The 15,474-nt window shown below is 74.9% G+C and carries 15 protein-coding genes; 3 read left to right on the top strand and 12 right to left on the bottom strand.

Annotated features, from left to right (window positions below; genetic code table 11):
- Positions 1-234: 234 nt before the first annotated feature.
- From pepN to IE109_RS01820, 3 genes are all read right to left on the bottom strand, one after another.
- Positions 235-2,718, bottom strand: a complete 2,484-nt coding sequence (gene pepN / locus IE109_RS01830) for an aminopeptidase N (RefSeq protein ID WP_189548612.1) — start codon at positions 2,716-2,718, stop codon at positions 235-237.
- Positions 2,719-2,890: 172 nt separating this feature from the next.
- Complete coding sequence (locus IE109_RS01825) at positions 2,891-3,208, bottom strand: chorismate mutase (RefSeq protein ID WP_064073031.1); 318 nt, start codon at positions 3,206-3,208, stop codon at positions 2,891-2,893.
- Between the two features lie 11 nt (positions 3,209-3,219).
- On the bottom strand, positions 3,220-4,107 hold the full coding sequence (locus tag IE109_RS01820; RefSeq protein WP_189548611.1) for a helix-turn-helix domain-containing protein: 888 nt from the start codon (positions 4,105-4,107) through the stop codon (positions 3,220-3,222).
- Between the two features lie 203 nt (positions 4,108-4,310).
- Between IE109_RS01820 and IE109_RS01815 the strand changes: the two genes are divergently transcribed.
- Positions 4,311-6,062: a beta-galactosidase gene (locus IE109_RS01815; RefSeq protein ID WP_189548610.1), complete on the top strand. Its 1,752-nt coding sequence runs from the start codon at positions 4,311-4,313 to the stop codon at positions 6,060-6,062.
- A 94-nt stretch (positions 6,063-6,156) separates the two neighbouring features.
- On the opposite strand, the gene IE109_RS01810 is transcribed toward IE109_RS01815, so the two are convergent.
- On the bottom strand, positions 6,157-6,930 hold the full coding sequence (locus tag IE109_RS01810) for a S1 family peptidase (RefSeq protein ID WP_189548609.1): 774 nt from the start codon (positions 6,928-6,930) through the stop codon (positions 6,157-6,159).
- Between the two features lie 229 nt (positions 6,931-7,159).
- Between IE109_RS01810 and IE109_RS01805 the strand changes: the two genes are divergently transcribed.
- Together IE109_RS01805 and IE109_RS01800 are read left to right on the top strand one after the other, a co-directional pair.
- Positions 7,160-8,050: a hypothetical protein gene (locus IE109_RS01805; RefSeq protein ID WP_189548608.1), complete on the top strand. Its 891-nt coding sequence runs from the start codon at positions 7,160-7,162 to the stop codon at positions 8,048-8,050.
- Positions 8,051-8,107: 57 nt separating this feature from the next.
- Positions 8,108-9,592, top strand: coding sequence for an ankyrin repeat domain-containing protein (locus IE109_RS01800; RefSeq protein WP_189548607.1), 1,485 nt, complete (start codon positions 8,108-8,110; stop codon positions 9,590-9,592).
- A 148-nt stretch (positions 9,593-9,740) separates the two neighbouring features.
- Here IE109_RS01800 and IE109_RS01795 read toward each other — a convergent pair whose 3' ends face one another.
- The 8 genes from IE109_RS01795 to IE109_RS01760 form a co-directional block, all read right to left on the bottom strand.
- Complete coding sequence (locus IE109_RS01795) at positions 9,741-10,022, bottom strand: barstar family protein (RefSeq protein ID WP_189548606.1); 282 nt, start codon at positions 10,020-10,022, stop codon at positions 9,741-9,743.
- A 13-nt stretch (positions 10,023-10,035) separates the two neighbouring features.
- A complete protein-coding gene (locus tag IE109_RS01790; protein WP_189548605.1) occupies positions 10,036-10,422 on the bottom strand; it encodes a ribonuclease domain-containing protein in 387 nt (128 codons plus the stop codon).
- 80 nt (positions 10,423-10,502) lie between these two features.
- Positions 10,503-11,264, bottom strand: a complete 762-nt coding sequence (locus tag IE109_RS01785) for an MBL fold metallo-hydrolase (RefSeq protein WP_189548604.1) — start codon at positions 11,262-11,264, stop codon at positions 10,503-10,505.
- Positions 11,265-11,435: 171 nt separating this feature from the next.
- A complete protein-coding gene (locus IE109_RS01780; protein WP_189548603.1) occupies positions 11,436-13,067 on the bottom strand; it encodes a DEAD/DEAH box helicase in 1,632 nt (543 codons plus the stop codon).
- Between the two features lie 104 nt (positions 13,068-13,171).
- Positions 13,172-13,375 (bottom strand): cold-shock protein, encoded by a 204-nt coding sequence (locus tag IE109_RS01775; protein ID WP_005318814.1) that lies wholly within the window; start codon positions 13,373-13,375, stop codon positions 13,172-13,174.
- Between the two features lie 284 nt (positions 13,376-13,659).
- Entirely contained in the window at positions 13,660-14,094 is a 435-nt protein-coding gene (locus IE109_RS01770) for a hypothetical protein (RefSeq protein ID WP_189548602.1), read from the bottom strand.
- 95 nt (positions 14,095-14,189) lie between these two features.
- On the bottom strand, positions 14,190-14,747 hold the full coding sequence (locus tag IE109_RS01765) for a HutD/Ves family protein (RefSeq protein WP_229890441.1): 558 nt from the start codon (positions 14,745-14,747) through the stop codon (positions 14,190-14,192).
- Positions 14,744-15,460: a VWA domain-containing protein gene (locus IE109_RS01760; RefSeq protein WP_189548601.1), complete on the bottom strand. Its 717-nt coding sequence runs from the start codon at positions 15,458-15,460 to the stop codon at positions 14,744-14,746. The genes IE109_RS01765 and IE109_RS01760 overlap by 4 nt, the downstream gene beginning before the upstream one ends.
- Positions 15,461-15,474 lie beyond the last annotated feature (14 nt).

Here is a 15,474-nt window from a genome sequence, read left to right as displayed (position 1 = left end):
GCCGTGCTATGGGCGGGGCGGCGGTACGGGCCCGGCCTCCGCGGCGGCGGGCCGGAGGGCGTCGGCGCGGGCGGCGCGGGGAGGGCGGCGCGGGGAGGGCGCGGGGGGGTGCGGGGAGGGCGCGGAGGGGGCGGCGCGGGGAAGGCGGCGCGGGGGGGCGCACCGCACGCCCCGCCCGGGCCGCCGGACGGGAGTTGCCGGGCGGGGGGTGCGGGGCGTGCGGGGCGTGCGGGGTCAGGTCTTGCGGACCGCCAGGGCGCGGCGGAGGTCGTCGATCTGGTCGGTGAGCTTGCGGCGCAGGGCCGGCAGGAGGTCGTCGGACGCCAGGTGCTGTTCGGCGAGGCGCAGGTGCGCGGCGTCGACGGCGTGGGCGGGGAAGGCGTACCGTCCGGCCGCTTCCGCGATGGCGGGGCCCCGGCGGTCGGCGAGGGCGGTCGCGTCGGGGTAGAAGCGGGCCACGTACTCCCGTACCAGCTCGGCCTGTTCGGGTTGCCAGAAGCCCTGGGCGGTGGCGGTGAACAGGTAGTTGGAGAGGCTGTCGGAGGTGAACATGCGCTCCCACGCGGCGGCCTTCGCCTCGGCGGTGGGCAGGGCGGCGCGGCAGCGGGCGGCACCCTCCTGGCCGGTGGCGCTGGCGTCGCGGTCGAGCTCGGCGGCGATGGCGGCCTCGTCGGTGGCGCCGAGGACGGCGAGCCGGCCGAGGATGCGCCAGCGCAGTTCGGGGTCGAGTTCGGGGCCGCCGGGGACGCCGCCCTCCTCCAGCCAGCCCTGGAGGGTGCCGTCGCGGTCGGTGGCGTCGATGTAGTGGCGTACGGCCGTGAGGCGCAGGCCCGGGTCGCGGCCGTCCTCGGTGCGGCGGATCAGGTCGCGGGTGAGGTCGGTGATCAGGGCGAGGGCGGCGGGGCGTTCCTCGGCGGGGACGTACCGGTCGGCGATGTGGGCGGAGGCGAAGCCGAGGACGCCCTGGACGATCGCGAGGTCGCTCTCCTCGGGGAGGTGCGCGCGGGCGGTCTCCAGGTAGGCGACGGGTTCGAGTTCGCCGTCGCGGACCATGTCGCGCAGGCTGTTCCACACGACGGCCCGGGTGAGGGGGTCGGGGATGCCGGAGAGGGTGCGCAGGGCGCGTTCCAGGGAGTTCTCGTCGAGGCGGATCTTGGCGTAGGTGTGGTCGCCGTCGTTGAGGACGACGAGCGCCGGGCGGGGCCCGGGGAGGTGTGCGGGGGCGTCCTGCGGGAGGTCGATCTCCAGGCGGTCGCGCAGGACGAGGCGCCTGCCGTCGGCGAGGTCGTGGTCGTAGACGCCGGCGGTGATGCGGTGGGGCCGGCTGCCGGTGCGGCTGACGGTGAGGGTGCCGGTGGCCTGGTCGTACGCGGGACTGAGGGTGTCGACGCCGGTGGTGCGCAGCCACTGCTCGGCCCAGGTGTGGACGTCGCGGTCGGTGGCGGAGGCGAGGTTGTCGATGAAGTCGGCGAGGGTGGCGTTGGCGAACTTGTGGCGGGCGAAGTGGGCGTTGATGCCGGCCAGGAAGTCCTTCTCGCCGAGCCAGGCGACGAGCTGGCGGAGGGCGGAGGCGCCCTTGGCGTAGGAGATGCCGTCGAAGTTGAGCATCGCGGAGGCGGTGTCGGGGACGGCGTCGGGGTCCGGGGCGACGGGGTGGGTGGAGGGGCGCTGGTCGGCGTCGTAGCCCCAGGCCTTGCGGGCGATGCCGAAGTCGATCCAGGTGTCGGGGTAGCGGCTGGTGGCCTCGTTGACGGTCTGGTAGCCCATGTACTCGGCGAAGGACTCGTTGAGCCAGATGTCGTCCCACCACTTGAGGGTGACGAGGTCGCCGAACCACATGTGGGCCATCTCGTGGGCGATGACCATGGCGCGGGTCTGGCGTTCGGTGACGGTGACGGCGGAGCGGTAGACGAACTCGTCGCGGAAGGTGACGAGGCCCGGGTTCTCCATGGCGCCGGCGTTGAACTCGGGGACGAACGCCTGGTCGTAGGAGTCGAAGGGGTACGGCTCGTCGAACTTCTCGTGGTACCGGTCGTAGCACTGCCGGGTGACCTCGAGGATCTCGTCGGCGTCGGCGTCCAGGTACGGGGCGAGGGAGCGGCGGCAGTGGATGCCGAAGGGCAGGCCGGCGTGCCGGGTGCGGACGGAGTGCCAGGGGCCGGCGGCGACGGCGACGAGGTAGGTGGAGATGAGGGGGGTGGGGGCGGCCTGCCAGCGGCCGTCGCCCTGGTGGGTGGTGATGCCGTTGGCGAGGACGGTCCAGCGCTCGGGGGCGGTGACGGAGACGTCGAAGACGGCCTTGAGGTCGGGCTGGTCGAAGGCGGCGAAGACCCGCTGGACGTCCTCCATGAACAGCTGGGTGTAGACGTAGGTCTCGCCGTCGCTGGGGTCGGTGAAGCGGTGCATGCCCTCGCCGGTGCGGGAGTAGCGCATGGCGGCGTCGACGCGGAGGGTGTGCTCGCCCTCGGTGAGGGTGAGGGGCAGCCGGTTGCCGGCGAGCGTCTCGGGGTCGAGGTGCGCGCCGTCGAGGGTGGCGGAGCGGAGGGTGGCCGGCTTCAGCTCGACGAAGGTGGTGCCACCGGCGCGGGCGGTGAAGTGGATGACGGTGGTGGAGTCGAAGGTCTCGTCTCCGGTCGTCAGGTCGAGGCCGACCGTGTACCGGTGGACGTCGAGGAGCTGGGCTCGGGTCTGCGCTTCGTCGCGCGTCAGTACGGGCATGGGGCCATGCTGCCCGATGGGGCGGGGGCGGGGCACGGGGGTTCGTCCACGGCTGATCGGGTGGCGGGCCCGCTCGGCGGTCCGCCGGCCGCCCCGGGGCGGTCGCGGGGCGGCCGGCGCGCCGCGGGCGCCGGGCCCGCGGGTGGGGGTGCGGGGGTCGCGGGCGCGCCGGTCAGGTGGTCCGCGCGCCGCCCGCGATGGTCTCGTGGTGGCGGATCACCTCGGCGATGATGAAGTTCAGCAGCTTCTCGGCGAACGCCGGGTCGAGGTTGGCGCTCTCCGCGAGCTGGCGCAGCCGGGCGATCTGGCGGGCCTCGCGGGCCGGGTCGGCCGGCGGCAGGTGGTGCCGGGCCTTGAGGTGGCCGACCTGCTGGGTGCACTTGAAGCGCTCGGCCAGCATGTGGACGACCGCCGCGTCGATGTTGTCGATGCTTTCGCGCAGCCGGGTCAGCTCGGCGTGTACGGAGTCCTCGGTCTCGCTGGTGCTCATGAGGAGCGAGCTTAGACGTGTCCCGTGATGATCGTCGGTGGGTGTTCGGCATCCGGGATCCGGGTGCTCCAGCCGCCCGGTACGGTGCGCCCCTGCCGCTCGCGGAAGCGGACGGGGGCGATGCCGACACGGCGGGTGAACAGGCGGGAGAAGTAGGCGGGGTCGTCGTAGCCGACGCGGCGGGCGACGGCGGCGACCGGCAGGTCGGTCCCGGCGAGGAGGTCCTTGGCGCGGCCCAGCCGGATGCCGAGGAGGAAGTCCTTGGGGCTGCAGCCCGCGCCGCGGCGTACCGCGGTGCGCAGCTCGGCGGGGGTCATGCCGTGCCTGGCGGCGTGTTCGGCGACCGACAGGGGCTGGAATGCGTCGCGGGCGAGGACCTCCAGGACGAGGTCGCCGTCGGCGTTGGTGTCGGCGCGGGAGCGGCGCAGGGCGACGAGCAGTTCGTGGACGGCGGCGGAGGTCTCGACCTCGAGGAGGGGGTTGCCGCGCCGGGCGGCGCGGGCGATGCGGCCGATGACGGAGCGGGCGGGGCCGGCGTCGGCGAGGGGGACGACGGGGCGGTCGGGGTCGATGTAGCCGAGTTCGGTGTAGGTGGTGGTGACCGGTCCGGTGAAGTCGACGAATCCCTCGTCCCAGCCGGTGGCCGGGTCGGGGGCGTAGTGGTGCGGGACGCCGGGGGTGAGCCAGAGGAGGGCGGGCGCGGTGACCGTGGCGCGCCGCCCGTCGGGGAACCGGTACCAGCCGCCGCCGGCGTTGATCACCACGGCGACGTGGTGGTCGAGGGTGCGGGGGCCGACCGTGGGGAGGGTGCCGTGCTGGAGGCCGACGCCGAGGCAGACGAGGCCGAGGCGCCGGTGCTGCGGTCCGGGCGTGAAGAACCGCATCCAGGTGTGGTACATCCGTCGGCCTCCCCGCGTCGTCGCGATCGCTGTCCGCTGTCCGCTGTTCCGCTTGTTGCGTTTGTTGCGTTCACTGCCCGCTGTTCGCGGGCCGTCGTCGCCGCTCGCTCGGGTCCAATCAGCGCTGATCTTTGTCCATGGACCGGCCTCCCGCCAGAGGGCGACAGTGGGTCGCGGTACGTGACCGGGAGAGGGGCGGGTTCGTGGCCGGATTCACTGTGGGTGATCGGGATTTTCTGCTGGACGGCAGGCCGGTGCGGCTGTTGTCGGGGGCGTTGCACTACTTCCGGGTGCACGAGGGGCAGTGGGGCCACCGGCTGGCGATGCTGCGGGCGATGGGGCTGAACTGCGTGGAGACGTACGTCCCGTGGAACCTGCACGAGCCGGAGCCCGGCCGTCTCCGGGACGTGGGGGCACTGGGGCGGTTCCTGGACGCGGTGCGCGCGGCCGGGATGTGGGCGATCGTGCGGCCGGGTCCGTACATCTGCGCGGAGTGGGAGAACGGCGGGCTGCCGCACTGGCTGACGGGGCGGGTGGGGCGGCGGGTGCGGACGCGGGACGCGGAGTACCTGGGGCACGTCACCCGCTGGTTCCGCACGCTGCTGCCGCAGGTGGTGGCGCGGCAGATCGACCGGGACGGCCCGGTGATCATGGTGCAGGCGGAGAACGAGTACGGGAGCTACGGCTCTGACCGGAGCTATCCGCGGTACGTCGCGGACCTGCTGGAGGCGTGCGGGGTGACCGTGCCGCTGTTCACCTCGGACGGGCCGGAGGACCACATGCTGACGGGAGGCTCGATCCCGGGCGTGCTGGCCACGGTGAACTTCGGGTCGGGGGCGCGGGCGGCGTTCGAGGTGCTGCGGCGGCACCAGGCGCGGGGGCCGTTGATGTGCATGGAGCTCTGGTGCGGCTGGTTCGACCACTGGGGCGACGAGCACGCGGTGCGGGGAGCGGACGACGCGGCGGCGGCGCTGGCGGAGGTGCTGGAGTACGGGGCGTCGGTCAACGTCTACATGGCGCACGGCGGGACGAACTTCGGCGGCTGGGCGGGGGCGAACCGGTCCGGCGCGCTGCACGACGGGACGCTGGAGGCGACGGTGACGTCGTACGACTACGACGCGCCGGTCGACGAGGCGGGGCTGCCGACGGCGAAGTTCTGGGCGTTCCGGGAGGTGCTGGCGAGGTACGCGCGGGGTCCGCTGCCGCCGGTCCCGGCCCCGCCGGCGCGGCTGGAGCGCCGGGTGGGGGCGGCGCTGCGCGAGTGGGTGCCGCTGGAGGGCGTGCTGGAGGAGCTGGGCGACCGGGAGTGGGAGGGGCCGGTTCCGCCGTCCTTCGAGGAGCTGGGGGTGGACCGGGGGCTGGTGCGCTACCGGCTGGAGGTACCGGGGCCGCGGCAGCCGTATCCGCTGGGGGTGGCGGGGCTGCGGGACCGGGCGGTGGTGTACGTGGACGGGGTGTGGGCGGGGGTGCTGGAGGGGGAGGACGCGGTGCTGGCGGATCCGGTGGCGGGTCCGGCGGTGGTGGACCTGTGGGTGGAGTCGCTGGGGCGGGTCAACTACGGGCCGCGGCTCGGGGAGAGCAAGGGGGTCACGGGCGGGGTGCTGCACGAGCGCCAGTACGTGCACGGGGTGCGGGCGCGGGGGCTGCGGGTGGACGCGGTCACGGCGGACGGGGTGGCGAAGGTGCCGTTCGGGCCGGTGGCGGACGGGGAGGGGCCGGGTCGTCCGGGGCTCTACCGGGGGGTCGTGGAGGTGGCGGGCGCGGGGGACGCGGCGCTGGAGCTGCCCGGCTGGACGCGGGGGTTCGTGTGGGTGAACGGCTTCTGCCTGGGGCGGTTCTGGGGGGTGGGGCCGCAGGGGTCGCTGTTCGTGCCGGGGCCGGTGCTGCGGGAGGGGGCGAACGAGGTGTGGGTGCTGGAGCTGGAGGGTGCCGGGGCGTGCGTACGCCTGGCGTAGCGGAAGCGGGAGGTGCCGGGGTGTGCGTACGCCCGGCCCAGCGGAAGCGGGGGGCAGGCCCCGCCGGGCCTGCCCCCGCGCTCGGCGGGTGGTGCTAGAGGGTGGCCGCCGCGGACTTGATGGCGGAGGCGAAGGTGGAGACCTCGGTGTACACGCCGGGGTAGTCCGGGCGTGCGCAGCCCTGGCCCCAGCTGACGATGCCGACCTGTATCCAGGCGCCGGCGTTGTCGCGGCGGAAGATGGGGCCGCCGGAGTCGCCCTGGCAGGTGTCGACGCCGCCCTGGGGGTAGCCGGCGCAGATCTCCTCGCCGGGGACCAGGCCGGAGCCGTACGACTGCTGGCAGGAGGCGTCCGAGACGAACGGCACGGTGGCCTTGCGCAGGTAGCGCTGCTGGGAGCCGCCCTCGCGGGTGGCGCCCCAGCCGGCGATGGTGAAGGTGCCGCTGTTGTACGCGGTGGTGGTGGCGATGTTCAGGGTGGGCAGGTTGATCGGCTGGGCGAGCTTGATCAGGGCCCAGTCCTTGCCCTTGCCGTTGTAGCCGGGCGCCTGGAGGACCTTGGTGGAGCGGACCTTGATGGCGCTGGAGCTCTGGAGGTCCACGACGCCGGCGGTGGCGGTGATGGAGGTGTTGTTTCCGGAGCCGCTGACGCAGTGGGCGGCGGTCAGCACGATCTGCTGGGTGAGCAGGGAGCCGCCGCAGCCCATGGAGAGCCGGACCATCCAGGGGAACTCGCCCTGTGCGGCCTGCGTACCGCCGACGACGGGCGTCGGGGCGGCGAAGGCGCTGCCGGGCTGGAGGCTGACGGCGGCGAGGACGACCGCGCCGGCCGCCGCGCATCTCTTGAGGGTGCGAAGAAGCTTGTTCAACTGTCTGCCTTTCGTGGGGGGTTGCTGCCGTGCGCACACGACGGGCCGTTGCCGGAAGGCAGCTCACTGACATGAGCCCGTCAAGGCGTGCCCCGGATTATCCGGAGGCGGCCACAAGGGCCACAAGGTGGCGTTTTCAGCCATCGCCCCGCCCCCGGCGAACCCCTCGCCCGGTGGGCGCGGGCCCGTACAGTGGAGGAGGGTCGACGTCGCACTTGGGGGCAGGGACGTGGCGAACGGCAGTGGGGTCGTGCACGGCTACCCGCACCTCGACACCGTGCGGGCGGCGATCACGGCCCTGTACCGGCGGCTGACCCCCGAGGGGCTGTACGCGTACGACGTCAGCGTCGCCCCCGCCGACGTGTCCTTCGCCGACGACGACGACCTCCACCTGGGCGCCCAGCGGGTGGCGCACGCGCTGGTCCGGCAACTGCGGCTGCCGGACGCCCGGATGATCGTCGGCTTCCGGGGCATGACGCACGCGGCCAGCGTCGAACTGGCGGCCGGACCGGAGTACTTCGTCGAGCTGAACGACCGGTTCCGTACCCATCGCCGGGACATCGGGGCGGCTCTCGCGCACGAGATCACCCATGTGCTGCTGCACCGGCTCGGGCTGGGCTTCCCCGGGACGCGGGACAACGAGATCCTGACGGACACGGTGACGACGTACCTCGGGGCCGGCTGGCTGCTGCTGGACGCCTACCGCGAGGACGGGGTGACGAGCCAGAAGCTGGGCTACCTCACTCCGGAGGAGTTCGGGTACGTCCTGGCCAAGCGGGCGCTGGCGTTCGGGGAGGACCCGTCGCCCTGGTTCACCAGCCCGCGGGCGTACACCGCCTACACCGACGGCCGCGACGTGGCGCTGCACGACGGGCGGCAGCCCCCGCTGACCGCGGCGGGGTGGGCGGGCCGGCACCGGTACGCCAAGGACCGCCGCCAGGCCCGGGAGCACCCCGGGGCCGCGACCGGACTGCCGTACGCCTTCGAGGGCGGCGGTCCGGACGGGCTGCGGGTCTCCTTCCCCTGCCCCACCTGCCACCAGCGCATCCGGGTTCCGGTACGGGGACGGGTACGGGCGCGGTGCGGGCTGTGCCGCACGGTGCTCGAATGCGACACGTGAGGCGCCGGGGGCGTAAACGGTTTGGCGGGCGCGGCGCCGGCGGGTGAAGGTCGGACCATGACCAAGGACATGGAGGACCTCCTCGAAGCCGTCCACGGCGACGACGAGGACGCGGTGGTCCGGCTGCTGCGGGCGGGGGTCCCGGCCGGGACGGCCGACGCCGAGGGGGTGACCGCCCTGTACACGGCGGCGGTGAACGGCCGGGCGGGGATCGTCCGGCTGCTGCTGGCCGCCGGGGCGGACCCCGGGCGGGCGAGCGGGGAGGGCGCCGGGGAGCTGCCGCTGTGCGGCGCCGCGTGCCACGGGCACACCGCGGTGGTGCGGGCCCTGCTCGCCGCGGGGGCGGAGGTGGACCGGCGCGAGGAGTTCGGGTTCACCGCCCTGGGGTGGGCGGTGCGCCAGGGGTTCGCCGACACCGCGGAGGCCCTGTTGGAGTACGGGGCCGACCCGGGCCTGCCGGGACCGGGGCCGGGCCCCGGCCAGGAGCCGCCGCTGGTCACCGCCGCCCGGCGCGGTTCTCCCTCGGTGGTGCGGGCGCTGCTGGAGCACGGCGCGCCGGGCCGCCGGGACGCCCTGCGCGAGGCGGCGCGGTGGATCGGCACGGACGTGGCGGGGGCGCTGCGGCGGGACCTGGCCGAGGCGTACGGGCAGGACGGGTACGAGGTCGTGACGCACCGGGTGCCGGAGGACGGCGGGACGACCGTGGTGGTGGAGCTGCTGCGGGACGGCGTGCCCGGCGCGGGCGCCGAACAGCAGACCGGCCACGCGGCGATCGCCACGCTCCTGGAGGCCGCGCTGGGCATCCGGGCCGACCCGCAGGACCTGGCGGAGCGGGCCCTGCGCTGGGGGGACCCCGCGCGGGACGACTGGACGGAGGCGGTGCGGGCCCTGTGCGGGCGCGGCGACGACGAGACGCTCGGGGCGGCGCTCGGCTGGGCGGCGAGCGAGGACCCGCTGCGCCGGGCGCTCGCGGCGGACGTCCTCGGCGGGCTCGGCGCCTGCGCGGGGCGGACCCTGCCGGTCCTGCGGGAGCTGGCGCGGACGGCGCGGGACGCCGGACCGGTGACGGCTGCGGTCGGCGCGCTCGGCCGGCTCGGCGACCCGGCCGGGCTGCCGGAGGTCCTGCGGCACACCGCGCACCCGGACCCCGGCGTACGGCGGGGGGTGGCCGTGGCGCTCACCGGACTGGTGCCCGCCGGTCACCGGCAGGGCGTGGAGGCGCTGATCGGGCTGAGCCGCGACACGGACGCGGAGGTGCGCGGCTGGGCGACCCTGGCGCTCTCGGAGGTGCCGGACGACTCCCCCGCCCTCCGCGAGGCGCTGGCCGCCCGGCTCGACGACCCCGACGCCGACACGGCGGCCGAGGCCGCCCGGGGCCTGGCCAAGCGCGGGGACGACCGGGCGGCGCAGGCGCTGGCGCGCGTCCTGGCCGGTGAGGCCCCGGGCAGCCGGGCCCGGGACATCGCGGAGGCGGCCCTGGTCCACATCCAGGACCCCCGGGACAGGCGGCGCCTGGAACACACTCTCCCCCGCCGCCGCTGACCGCCCGCCGGCCGCCCCGCCCGGACCCCGCGCCCGGGAGGCCGGGCCGGCGGTCGTCGCCCGGCACGGGGCCGGCGGGGCGCCCCGCCGGCCCCGACCGACCGCCCGCCGCCCGGCGTGCCGCCCGACGAGGCCGGCCGGCGCCGGGTCAGCGCAGGCGCAGGGCGCCCGGGGCCCGTTCGTCGATGATGTCCACGAGTTCGTCGAAGAAGGCCGGGCCGAGGGCGCGGCGCGAGACGTCGTGGTCGCGCCATTCGAGGACGAAGTCACCGTCCTCCGGTGTGCCGAAGCCGCCGCTCAGGCAGTCCGCGAACGCGTCGCGGTTCTCGCCGAAGTAGCCCCCGGGGCCGTTCACCGCTTCGCCGACGGCCCGCCAGAAGCCGCCGGGTCCGGTGACCCGGCGGCCCTCGATGACATACACGGTCGTCATGCCGGCGGCCGGATCAGCAGCCGTGGTCGACGAGGTCGAAGGACGCGTAGTGGTCGGCGGTGTAGTAGTCCTCCCGGACGGCGTCGCCGGTGACGACGCGGCGGGCGCCCCGGGTCTCGGAGCCGGGGGTGACGACCGTGAACTCGTGGTAGTAGCCGGTCGTCCGGCTCGGCAGGATGCCCTCGCGGTTCCGGAACACCGTGCCGTCCTGCGGGAAGGGGTAGGGGCCGCCCGCCTCGATGAGGTCGAGGGTCTCGTGGGCCTGGGCGGGCAGTCCGGAGTAGCAGATGTGCCCGACCGCCGTGACGGCGGCCGGGGCGGCGGTGGCCGGTCCGGCGAGGAGGGCGGACAGCAGCGCGACGGCGCCGCCGAGCAGGGAGAAGCGTGGGGGGATGCGCATACGCCGATGATGACGCGTGTAGACGTGGGCACGTCAACGCCAAGTGGCGGACGTTCGCCGGATGTTGACGTCTCCGCCACTCAGGGGGCGAGACGGTGAACGTCTCCCTCGTACGCCGTGTCCGTCCGGCCCCCGTAGACCGCCGCCGCCCGTTGCGTCGCGCTTTCGCGGGTGAGGCCCGGTCCGACGTGGGTGACCAGCAGACGCCCGGCACCCGCGTCCCGGGCGAGCCGGCCGGCGTCCTCGGGCGTCAGGTGGACCGGCGTACCGTCCTCGCCGTGCCGGTCGGCGTCGGCCTCGCACAGCAACAGCCCGGCCCCCGCGGCGAGTTCGGCCAGCGCCGGGCAGGGCCCGCTGTCGCCGGAGTACGCGAGGACCGCGCCGCCGGCCTCGGCGCGCAGCCCGTACGCCTCGGTGTCGTGCGCCACGGCCCGGGCGGTCAGGCGCAGGCCCCCGTGATGGGCGACATGACCGTCGTACAGGTCGCGGAAGTCGAACACGGCCGCCGGCGGCTCCGGGTCCGGGCGTCCGAGGAAGCCGGCGATCCGCCGCGCGCACCCGGCGGGCGCGTACACCGGGACGGGCACGGGCGGGGTCAGGCCGCCGTAGGTGAAGGCGTACAGCGCGGCGAGCAGGTCGGCGCTGTGGTCGGCGTGGAGGTGGGAGATCCAGATGGCGTCGAGCCGCGCGGGGTCGGTGTGTCGCTGGACCTCGCCGAACGTCCCGGGGCCGGCGTCCACCCATACCCGGGCGCCGCCCCCGGACAGGAGGTACCCGGAACAGGGGCGTCCGGGAGCGGGGTGCGGGGAGGCGGTGCCGAGCACCGTGAGCGTCATGGTCATGACGACGAGGGTACGGAGCGGTTCCGGCGCCGGTGGCCGGGGTGGTGGGCCGCCGGGACGGGTCGGCGGGTGGCGGGGCGGCAGGGCGGCGGGCCCGGGATGCCGTGAGGGCCCGGAACGCCGCATCTCGCGGTGTCCCGGGCCCTGTTCGCCGTACGAGCGGCGGTGTTCCTACGCGGCGGTGCGGCGGCCGCCGCGGCCCGAGCCGCCGGGGCGGCCGGTGCCGGAGGCGCGGCCCGTGCCGCCCGAGCGGCCCGCGCCGCCGGACGTGCGGGTGGCGCCGGCGGCGGGCGTGCGGCGGCGGGGAGTGCCCGCCTGGGCGCCGTTACCGGCTCCCGAGGCGGCCGGCGTGCCGGCGGAGCCGCCCTGGCCGCTGCGGCGGGGGCGCCGGCGCCGGCCGGGCTTGCCGTCGCCCTGCGCGGCGGGCTGGGCCTGCTGCGGGACCTCGATGGTGACCGGTATGCCGGACGGCTCGCGGGCACCGGTGAGCCGCGCCAGCTCCTCGTCGGAGGACTTCACGCGGGCGCTGCGCGGCGTGATGCCCGCGTGGGACATCAGCCGGCTCATGTCGCGCTTCTGGTCGGGCAGGACGAGCGTGACGACGCTGCCGGACTCCCCCGCGCGGGCCGTGCGGCCACCGCGGTGCAGGTAGTCCTTGTGGTCGGTGGGCGGGTCGACGTTGACGACGAGGTCGAGGTCGTCGACGTGGATGCCGCGAGCCGCCACGTTGGTCGCCACCAGCGCGGTGACCTGGCCGGTCTTGAACTGGTCCAGGGTCCGGTTGCGCTGCGGCTGCGAACGGCCGCCGTGCAGGCCGGCGGCGCGCACCCCGCTGGCGAGGAGCCGCTTGACCAGCCGGTCCACCGCGCGCTTGGTGTCCAGGAAGAGGATCACCCGGCCGTCGCGGGCCGCGATGCGGGCGGTGACGGCCTTCTTGTCGGTCTCGTCCGCGACGTACAGCAGGTGGTGCTCCATGGTGGAGACGGCACCCGCCGACGGGTCGACGGAGTGGACGACCGGGTCCGTGAGGAACATCCGGACCAGCCGGTCGATGTTCTTGTCGAGCGTGGCGGAGAACAGCATGCGCTGGCCGTCCGGCTCGACCTGCTTCAGCAGCGCGGTGACCTGCGGCAGGAAGCCCATGTCGGCCATCTGGTCGGCCTCGTCCAGGACGGTGACCGACACCTGGTCCAGCCGGCAGTCGCCGCGCTCGATCAGGTCCTTGAGGCGGCCGGGGGTGGCGACGAGGATCTCGGCGCCGCGGCGCAGGGCGCCCGCCTGGCGGCTGATCGACATGCCGCCGACGACGGTGGCGATCCGCAGCTGCACGGAGGTCGCGTACGGGGTGAGGGCGTCGGTCACCTGCTGCGCCAGCTCGCGCGTGGGGACCAGGACCATTCCGAGCGGGGCCCTGGGCTCGGCGCGGCGGCCGGCCGTACGGGCGAGCAGCGCGAGGCCGAAGGCGAGGGTCTTGCCCGAACCGGTGCGCCCGCGGCCGAGGATGTCGCGCCCGGCGAGGGAGTTCGGCAGGGTCGCGGCCTGGATCGGGAACGGCTCCGTGACGCCCTGGGCGGTCAGCGTCTTCAGGAGGGCGGCCGGCATGTCGAGGTCGTCGAAGGCCGCGACCGGGGGCAGCGCGGGCGTGGCGGTCTCCGGCAGGGCGAAGTCGCGCGGGGGCGCGAGGGGGGCGCGGCTGCTCGCGCCACGGGCGGGGGCGTTGCCGTTCCCGGAGCGCGCGGCGCTCGCGCTGCCGGTCCTCGCGGGGCGCTTACGGGCGGGGCGTTCGGGTCGAGTCGTCGTCATACATTGCCTTCCTTGGGCCTGAGCACAGCGCAAGCCGGGACCCGCACCTGCGACTGCATGGTGCGGATCCCGGCTGCGGGATACCGGTACTGCGTGACCGGTGATCAGGCGGGGAGGATGTTCTCCGCCTGCGGGCCCTTCTGGCCCTGCGTGACGTCGAACGTCACCTTCTGGCCTTCCTGGAGCTCACGGAAGCCCGAGGTGGCGATGTTGGAGTAGTGGGCGAAGACGTCGGCGCCGCCGCCGTCCTGCTCGATGAAGCCGAAGCCCTTTTCCGAGTTGAACCACTTCACGGTACCGGTGGCCATAATTATCTCCTGATGGTGTCGGGGCCCCATCCGGAGAAAGCCGGTAAAACAATAATGCGCCTGAGGAACATTCCCGTCAGGCGCACATAAAGTTCATGGGTACCAAAACTGCAACGTGAACAACCGTAGCACACCATTCGCGCGGCCCGTGCGCAACAGGACACGCCCATGCCGTGGCGGCCCGCCGGCCGCGAGGCGCGGGGCTCCCCACGGTGCGGGTACGCCCCGAAGCGCTGCCCCGCGGTCGCGGCGGAGTCCGGTCGCCGGTCCCCGCGCCGGCGGGCTCAGAACGCGAAGGAGGGGTTGTACGGGTTGAAGGCGGTGTACCGGGTCTCGCACTGGTCGGGCGCCCCGGCCGTACGCCGGCACAGCGTCATCGTGACGCTCTTGATGCCTCCGGGGTCGGTGGCCCGGATGCCGCGGAAGTCGGTCGTCGTGCCGCAGCCGCGGGTGTTGTGCTTGTCGTCCGACGCGAGCGTGGTGCCGGAGCCCGTCCTGACGGTGAGCGTGGCGTAGACGGTCCGCTCGTCGCAGGTCCGGTCGGCGACGGCGAGGGTGCCGTCGCGGAAGGAGTCGCGGTCGACCCAGGTCACCTCGATCCGGGTGCGGTCGCCCCAGCTGGTGGTGATGTCGCCGCTGGTCGTGGTCGCCCAGCCCTGTCCGGCGGCGGCGAGCGTGAACGCGGTCGTGGCGGCGAGGGTGAAACCTGTACGGCGCATATGTGTGTCTCCTGTCCGGTGGCCGCCCCCGGGGTGCAGCCCTACCCGCCGGACCCGCCGGCTCACGACGGGGCCGGGACAATCACACGGGCGGCTCAGCCCGTCCGGCGGAGCGTGACGACCGCCACGCACCCGTCACTGCGCACCGCCGCCCGTGGAGCCGGGCACAGCACCGCGTCGTACCGCGCCAGTCGTACGCCCGCCGCCTCGGCCGGCCCGTCCAGGGCGACGACCAGCACCGTCGCGTCCGGCGCGGCGGTGACGGCCGGCCCGCCGCGCACCACCGTGACGGTCGCCGCGACCGCCCCGCGCCGGTGCATCACGTTGAGGTTGACGACCGGCCCGCCGAGGAGCCGTCCGCCGGTCGGGACGTCGCCGGGGAAGGGGCACGGCGCGTACCGCTCGGCGCGCAGGTGCCGCCCGCCGGCGTCGAGGTCCATGCCGGCGCCGTCGACGACGGTGAGGAGCCGCTCCGTCCCGGGGAACGCGGAGAACGGCCCGTCCTCGTGGACGTCCGCGAGGCTGACCCGCCAGTCGAAGTCCTGCGTCCCGGCGCCCTCGGGGCCGGCGGCGATCTGCCGGGTGACGCCCCCGCCGTTCTTCCACGGCGCCGCCGCCCGCCCGGCCGCCCGCAGCACCCGCACCGCCGTCACCGCACGATGCCCTGGGCGCGGGCGGCGGCGAGCCAGACGGGGAACTCGGCCACCAGGCGGTCGTACAGCTCGGCGTCGGGGACGCGGCGCGGGTCGGCGCCCGCGTGGAAGAAGCCGGCGTTGTCGACGCGGCGCCGGGCGGGCACGGCCAGCTCGTCGAGCTTGCGGAGGAACTCGAACTGGCGGCTGTCCGGGTCGCCGAAGCCGATGAACTGCCAGAACAGCGGCAGTTCGGCGGCCTTGCACAGGTAGCGCTCGGCGGCGAGCTTGTTGCTGGGGCCGCCGTCCGTCTGGAAGACCACCAGCGCCGGAGCGGTGGCGCCGCTGTCCAGGTAGTGGTCGATGACCGCGTCCATGGCCAGGTGGTAGCTGGTCCTGCCCATGTGACCGAGGCCCGCCACGATGCGGTCGATCCGGCCCCGGTGGTCGGCGAGCGCGATCTCGGTCTCGGCGTCGATGTCGGTGGAGAAGAAGACCACCGGGACGCGTCCGTCGTCGTCGAGGTTCGCCGACAGGCCCAGCACCCGGTCGGCGAGCGCCTGGACGCTGCCGTCGTCGAAGTACCGCCGCATCGATCCCGAGTGGTCGACGACCAGGTAGACGGCGGCGCGCTCGCCCTCCAGTCCGTGTTCGCGCAGCGAGGCGCCCGCGCTCTTGTACAGGCCGACCAGGGCGGGGGCGGTCTCTTCCATCTTTCGCAGGCTGATCGGCATAGGGGGAGCCTAGG

Source organism: Streptomyces lavendofoliae, assembly GCF_014649735.1.
Classification (GTDB): domain Bacteria; phylum Actinomycetota; class Actinomycetes; order Streptomycetales; family Streptomycetaceae; genus Streptomyces; species Streptomyces lavendofoliae.
This window is presented reverse-complemented; position numbering and strand designations above follow the sequence as displayed.

What these genes read in the sequence shown, in the direction of transcription:
- pepN (WP_189548612.1), bottom strand. Translation starts at nt 2,718, where the DNA reads ATGCCCGTACTGACGCGCGACGAAGCGCAGACCCGAGCCCAGCTCCTC.
- IE109_RS01825 (WP_064073031.1), bottom strand. Translation starts at nt 3,208, where the DNA reads ATGAGCACCAGCGAGACCGAGGACTCCGTACACGCCGAGCTGACCCGG.
- IE109_RS01820 (WP_189548611.1), bottom strand. Translation starts at nt 4,107, where the DNA reads ATGTACCACACCTGGATGCGGTTCTTCACGCCCGGACCGCAGCACCGG.
- IE109_RS01800 (WP_189548607.1), top strand. Translation starts at nt 8,108, where the DNA reads ATGACCAAGGACATGGAGGACCTCCTCGAAGCCGTCCACGGCGACGAC.
- IE109_RS01795 (WP_189548606.1), bottom strand. Translation starts at nt 10,022, where the DNA reads ATGACGACCGTGTATGTCATCGAGGGCCGCCGGGTCACCGGACCCGGC.
- IE109_RS01790 (WP_189548605.1), bottom strand. Translation starts at nt 10,422, where the DNA reads ATGCGCATCCCCCCACGCTTCTCCCTGCTCGGCGGCGCCGTCGCGCTG.
- IE109_RS01785 (WP_189548604.1), bottom strand. Translation starts at nt 11,264, where the DNA reads ATGACCATGACGCTCACGGTGCTCGGCACCGCCTCCCCGCACCCCGCT.
- IE109_RS01780 (WP_189548603.1), bottom strand. Translation starts at nt 13,067, where the DNA reads ATGACGACGACTCGACCCGAACGCCCCGCCCGTAAGCGCCCCGCGAGG.
- IE109_RS01775 (WP_005318814.1), bottom strand. Translation starts at nt 13,375, where the DNA reads ATGGCCACCGGTACCGTGAAGTGGTTCAACTCGGAAAAGGGCTTCGGC.
- IE109_RS01770 (WP_189548602.1), bottom strand. Translation starts at nt 14,094, where the DNA reads ATGCGCCGTACAGGTTTCACCCTCGCCGCCACGACCGCGTTCACGCTC.
- IE109_RS01760 (WP_189548601.1), bottom strand. Translation starts at nt 15,460, where the DNA reads ATGCCGATCAGCCTGCGAAAGATGGAAGAGACCGCCCCCGCCCTGGTC.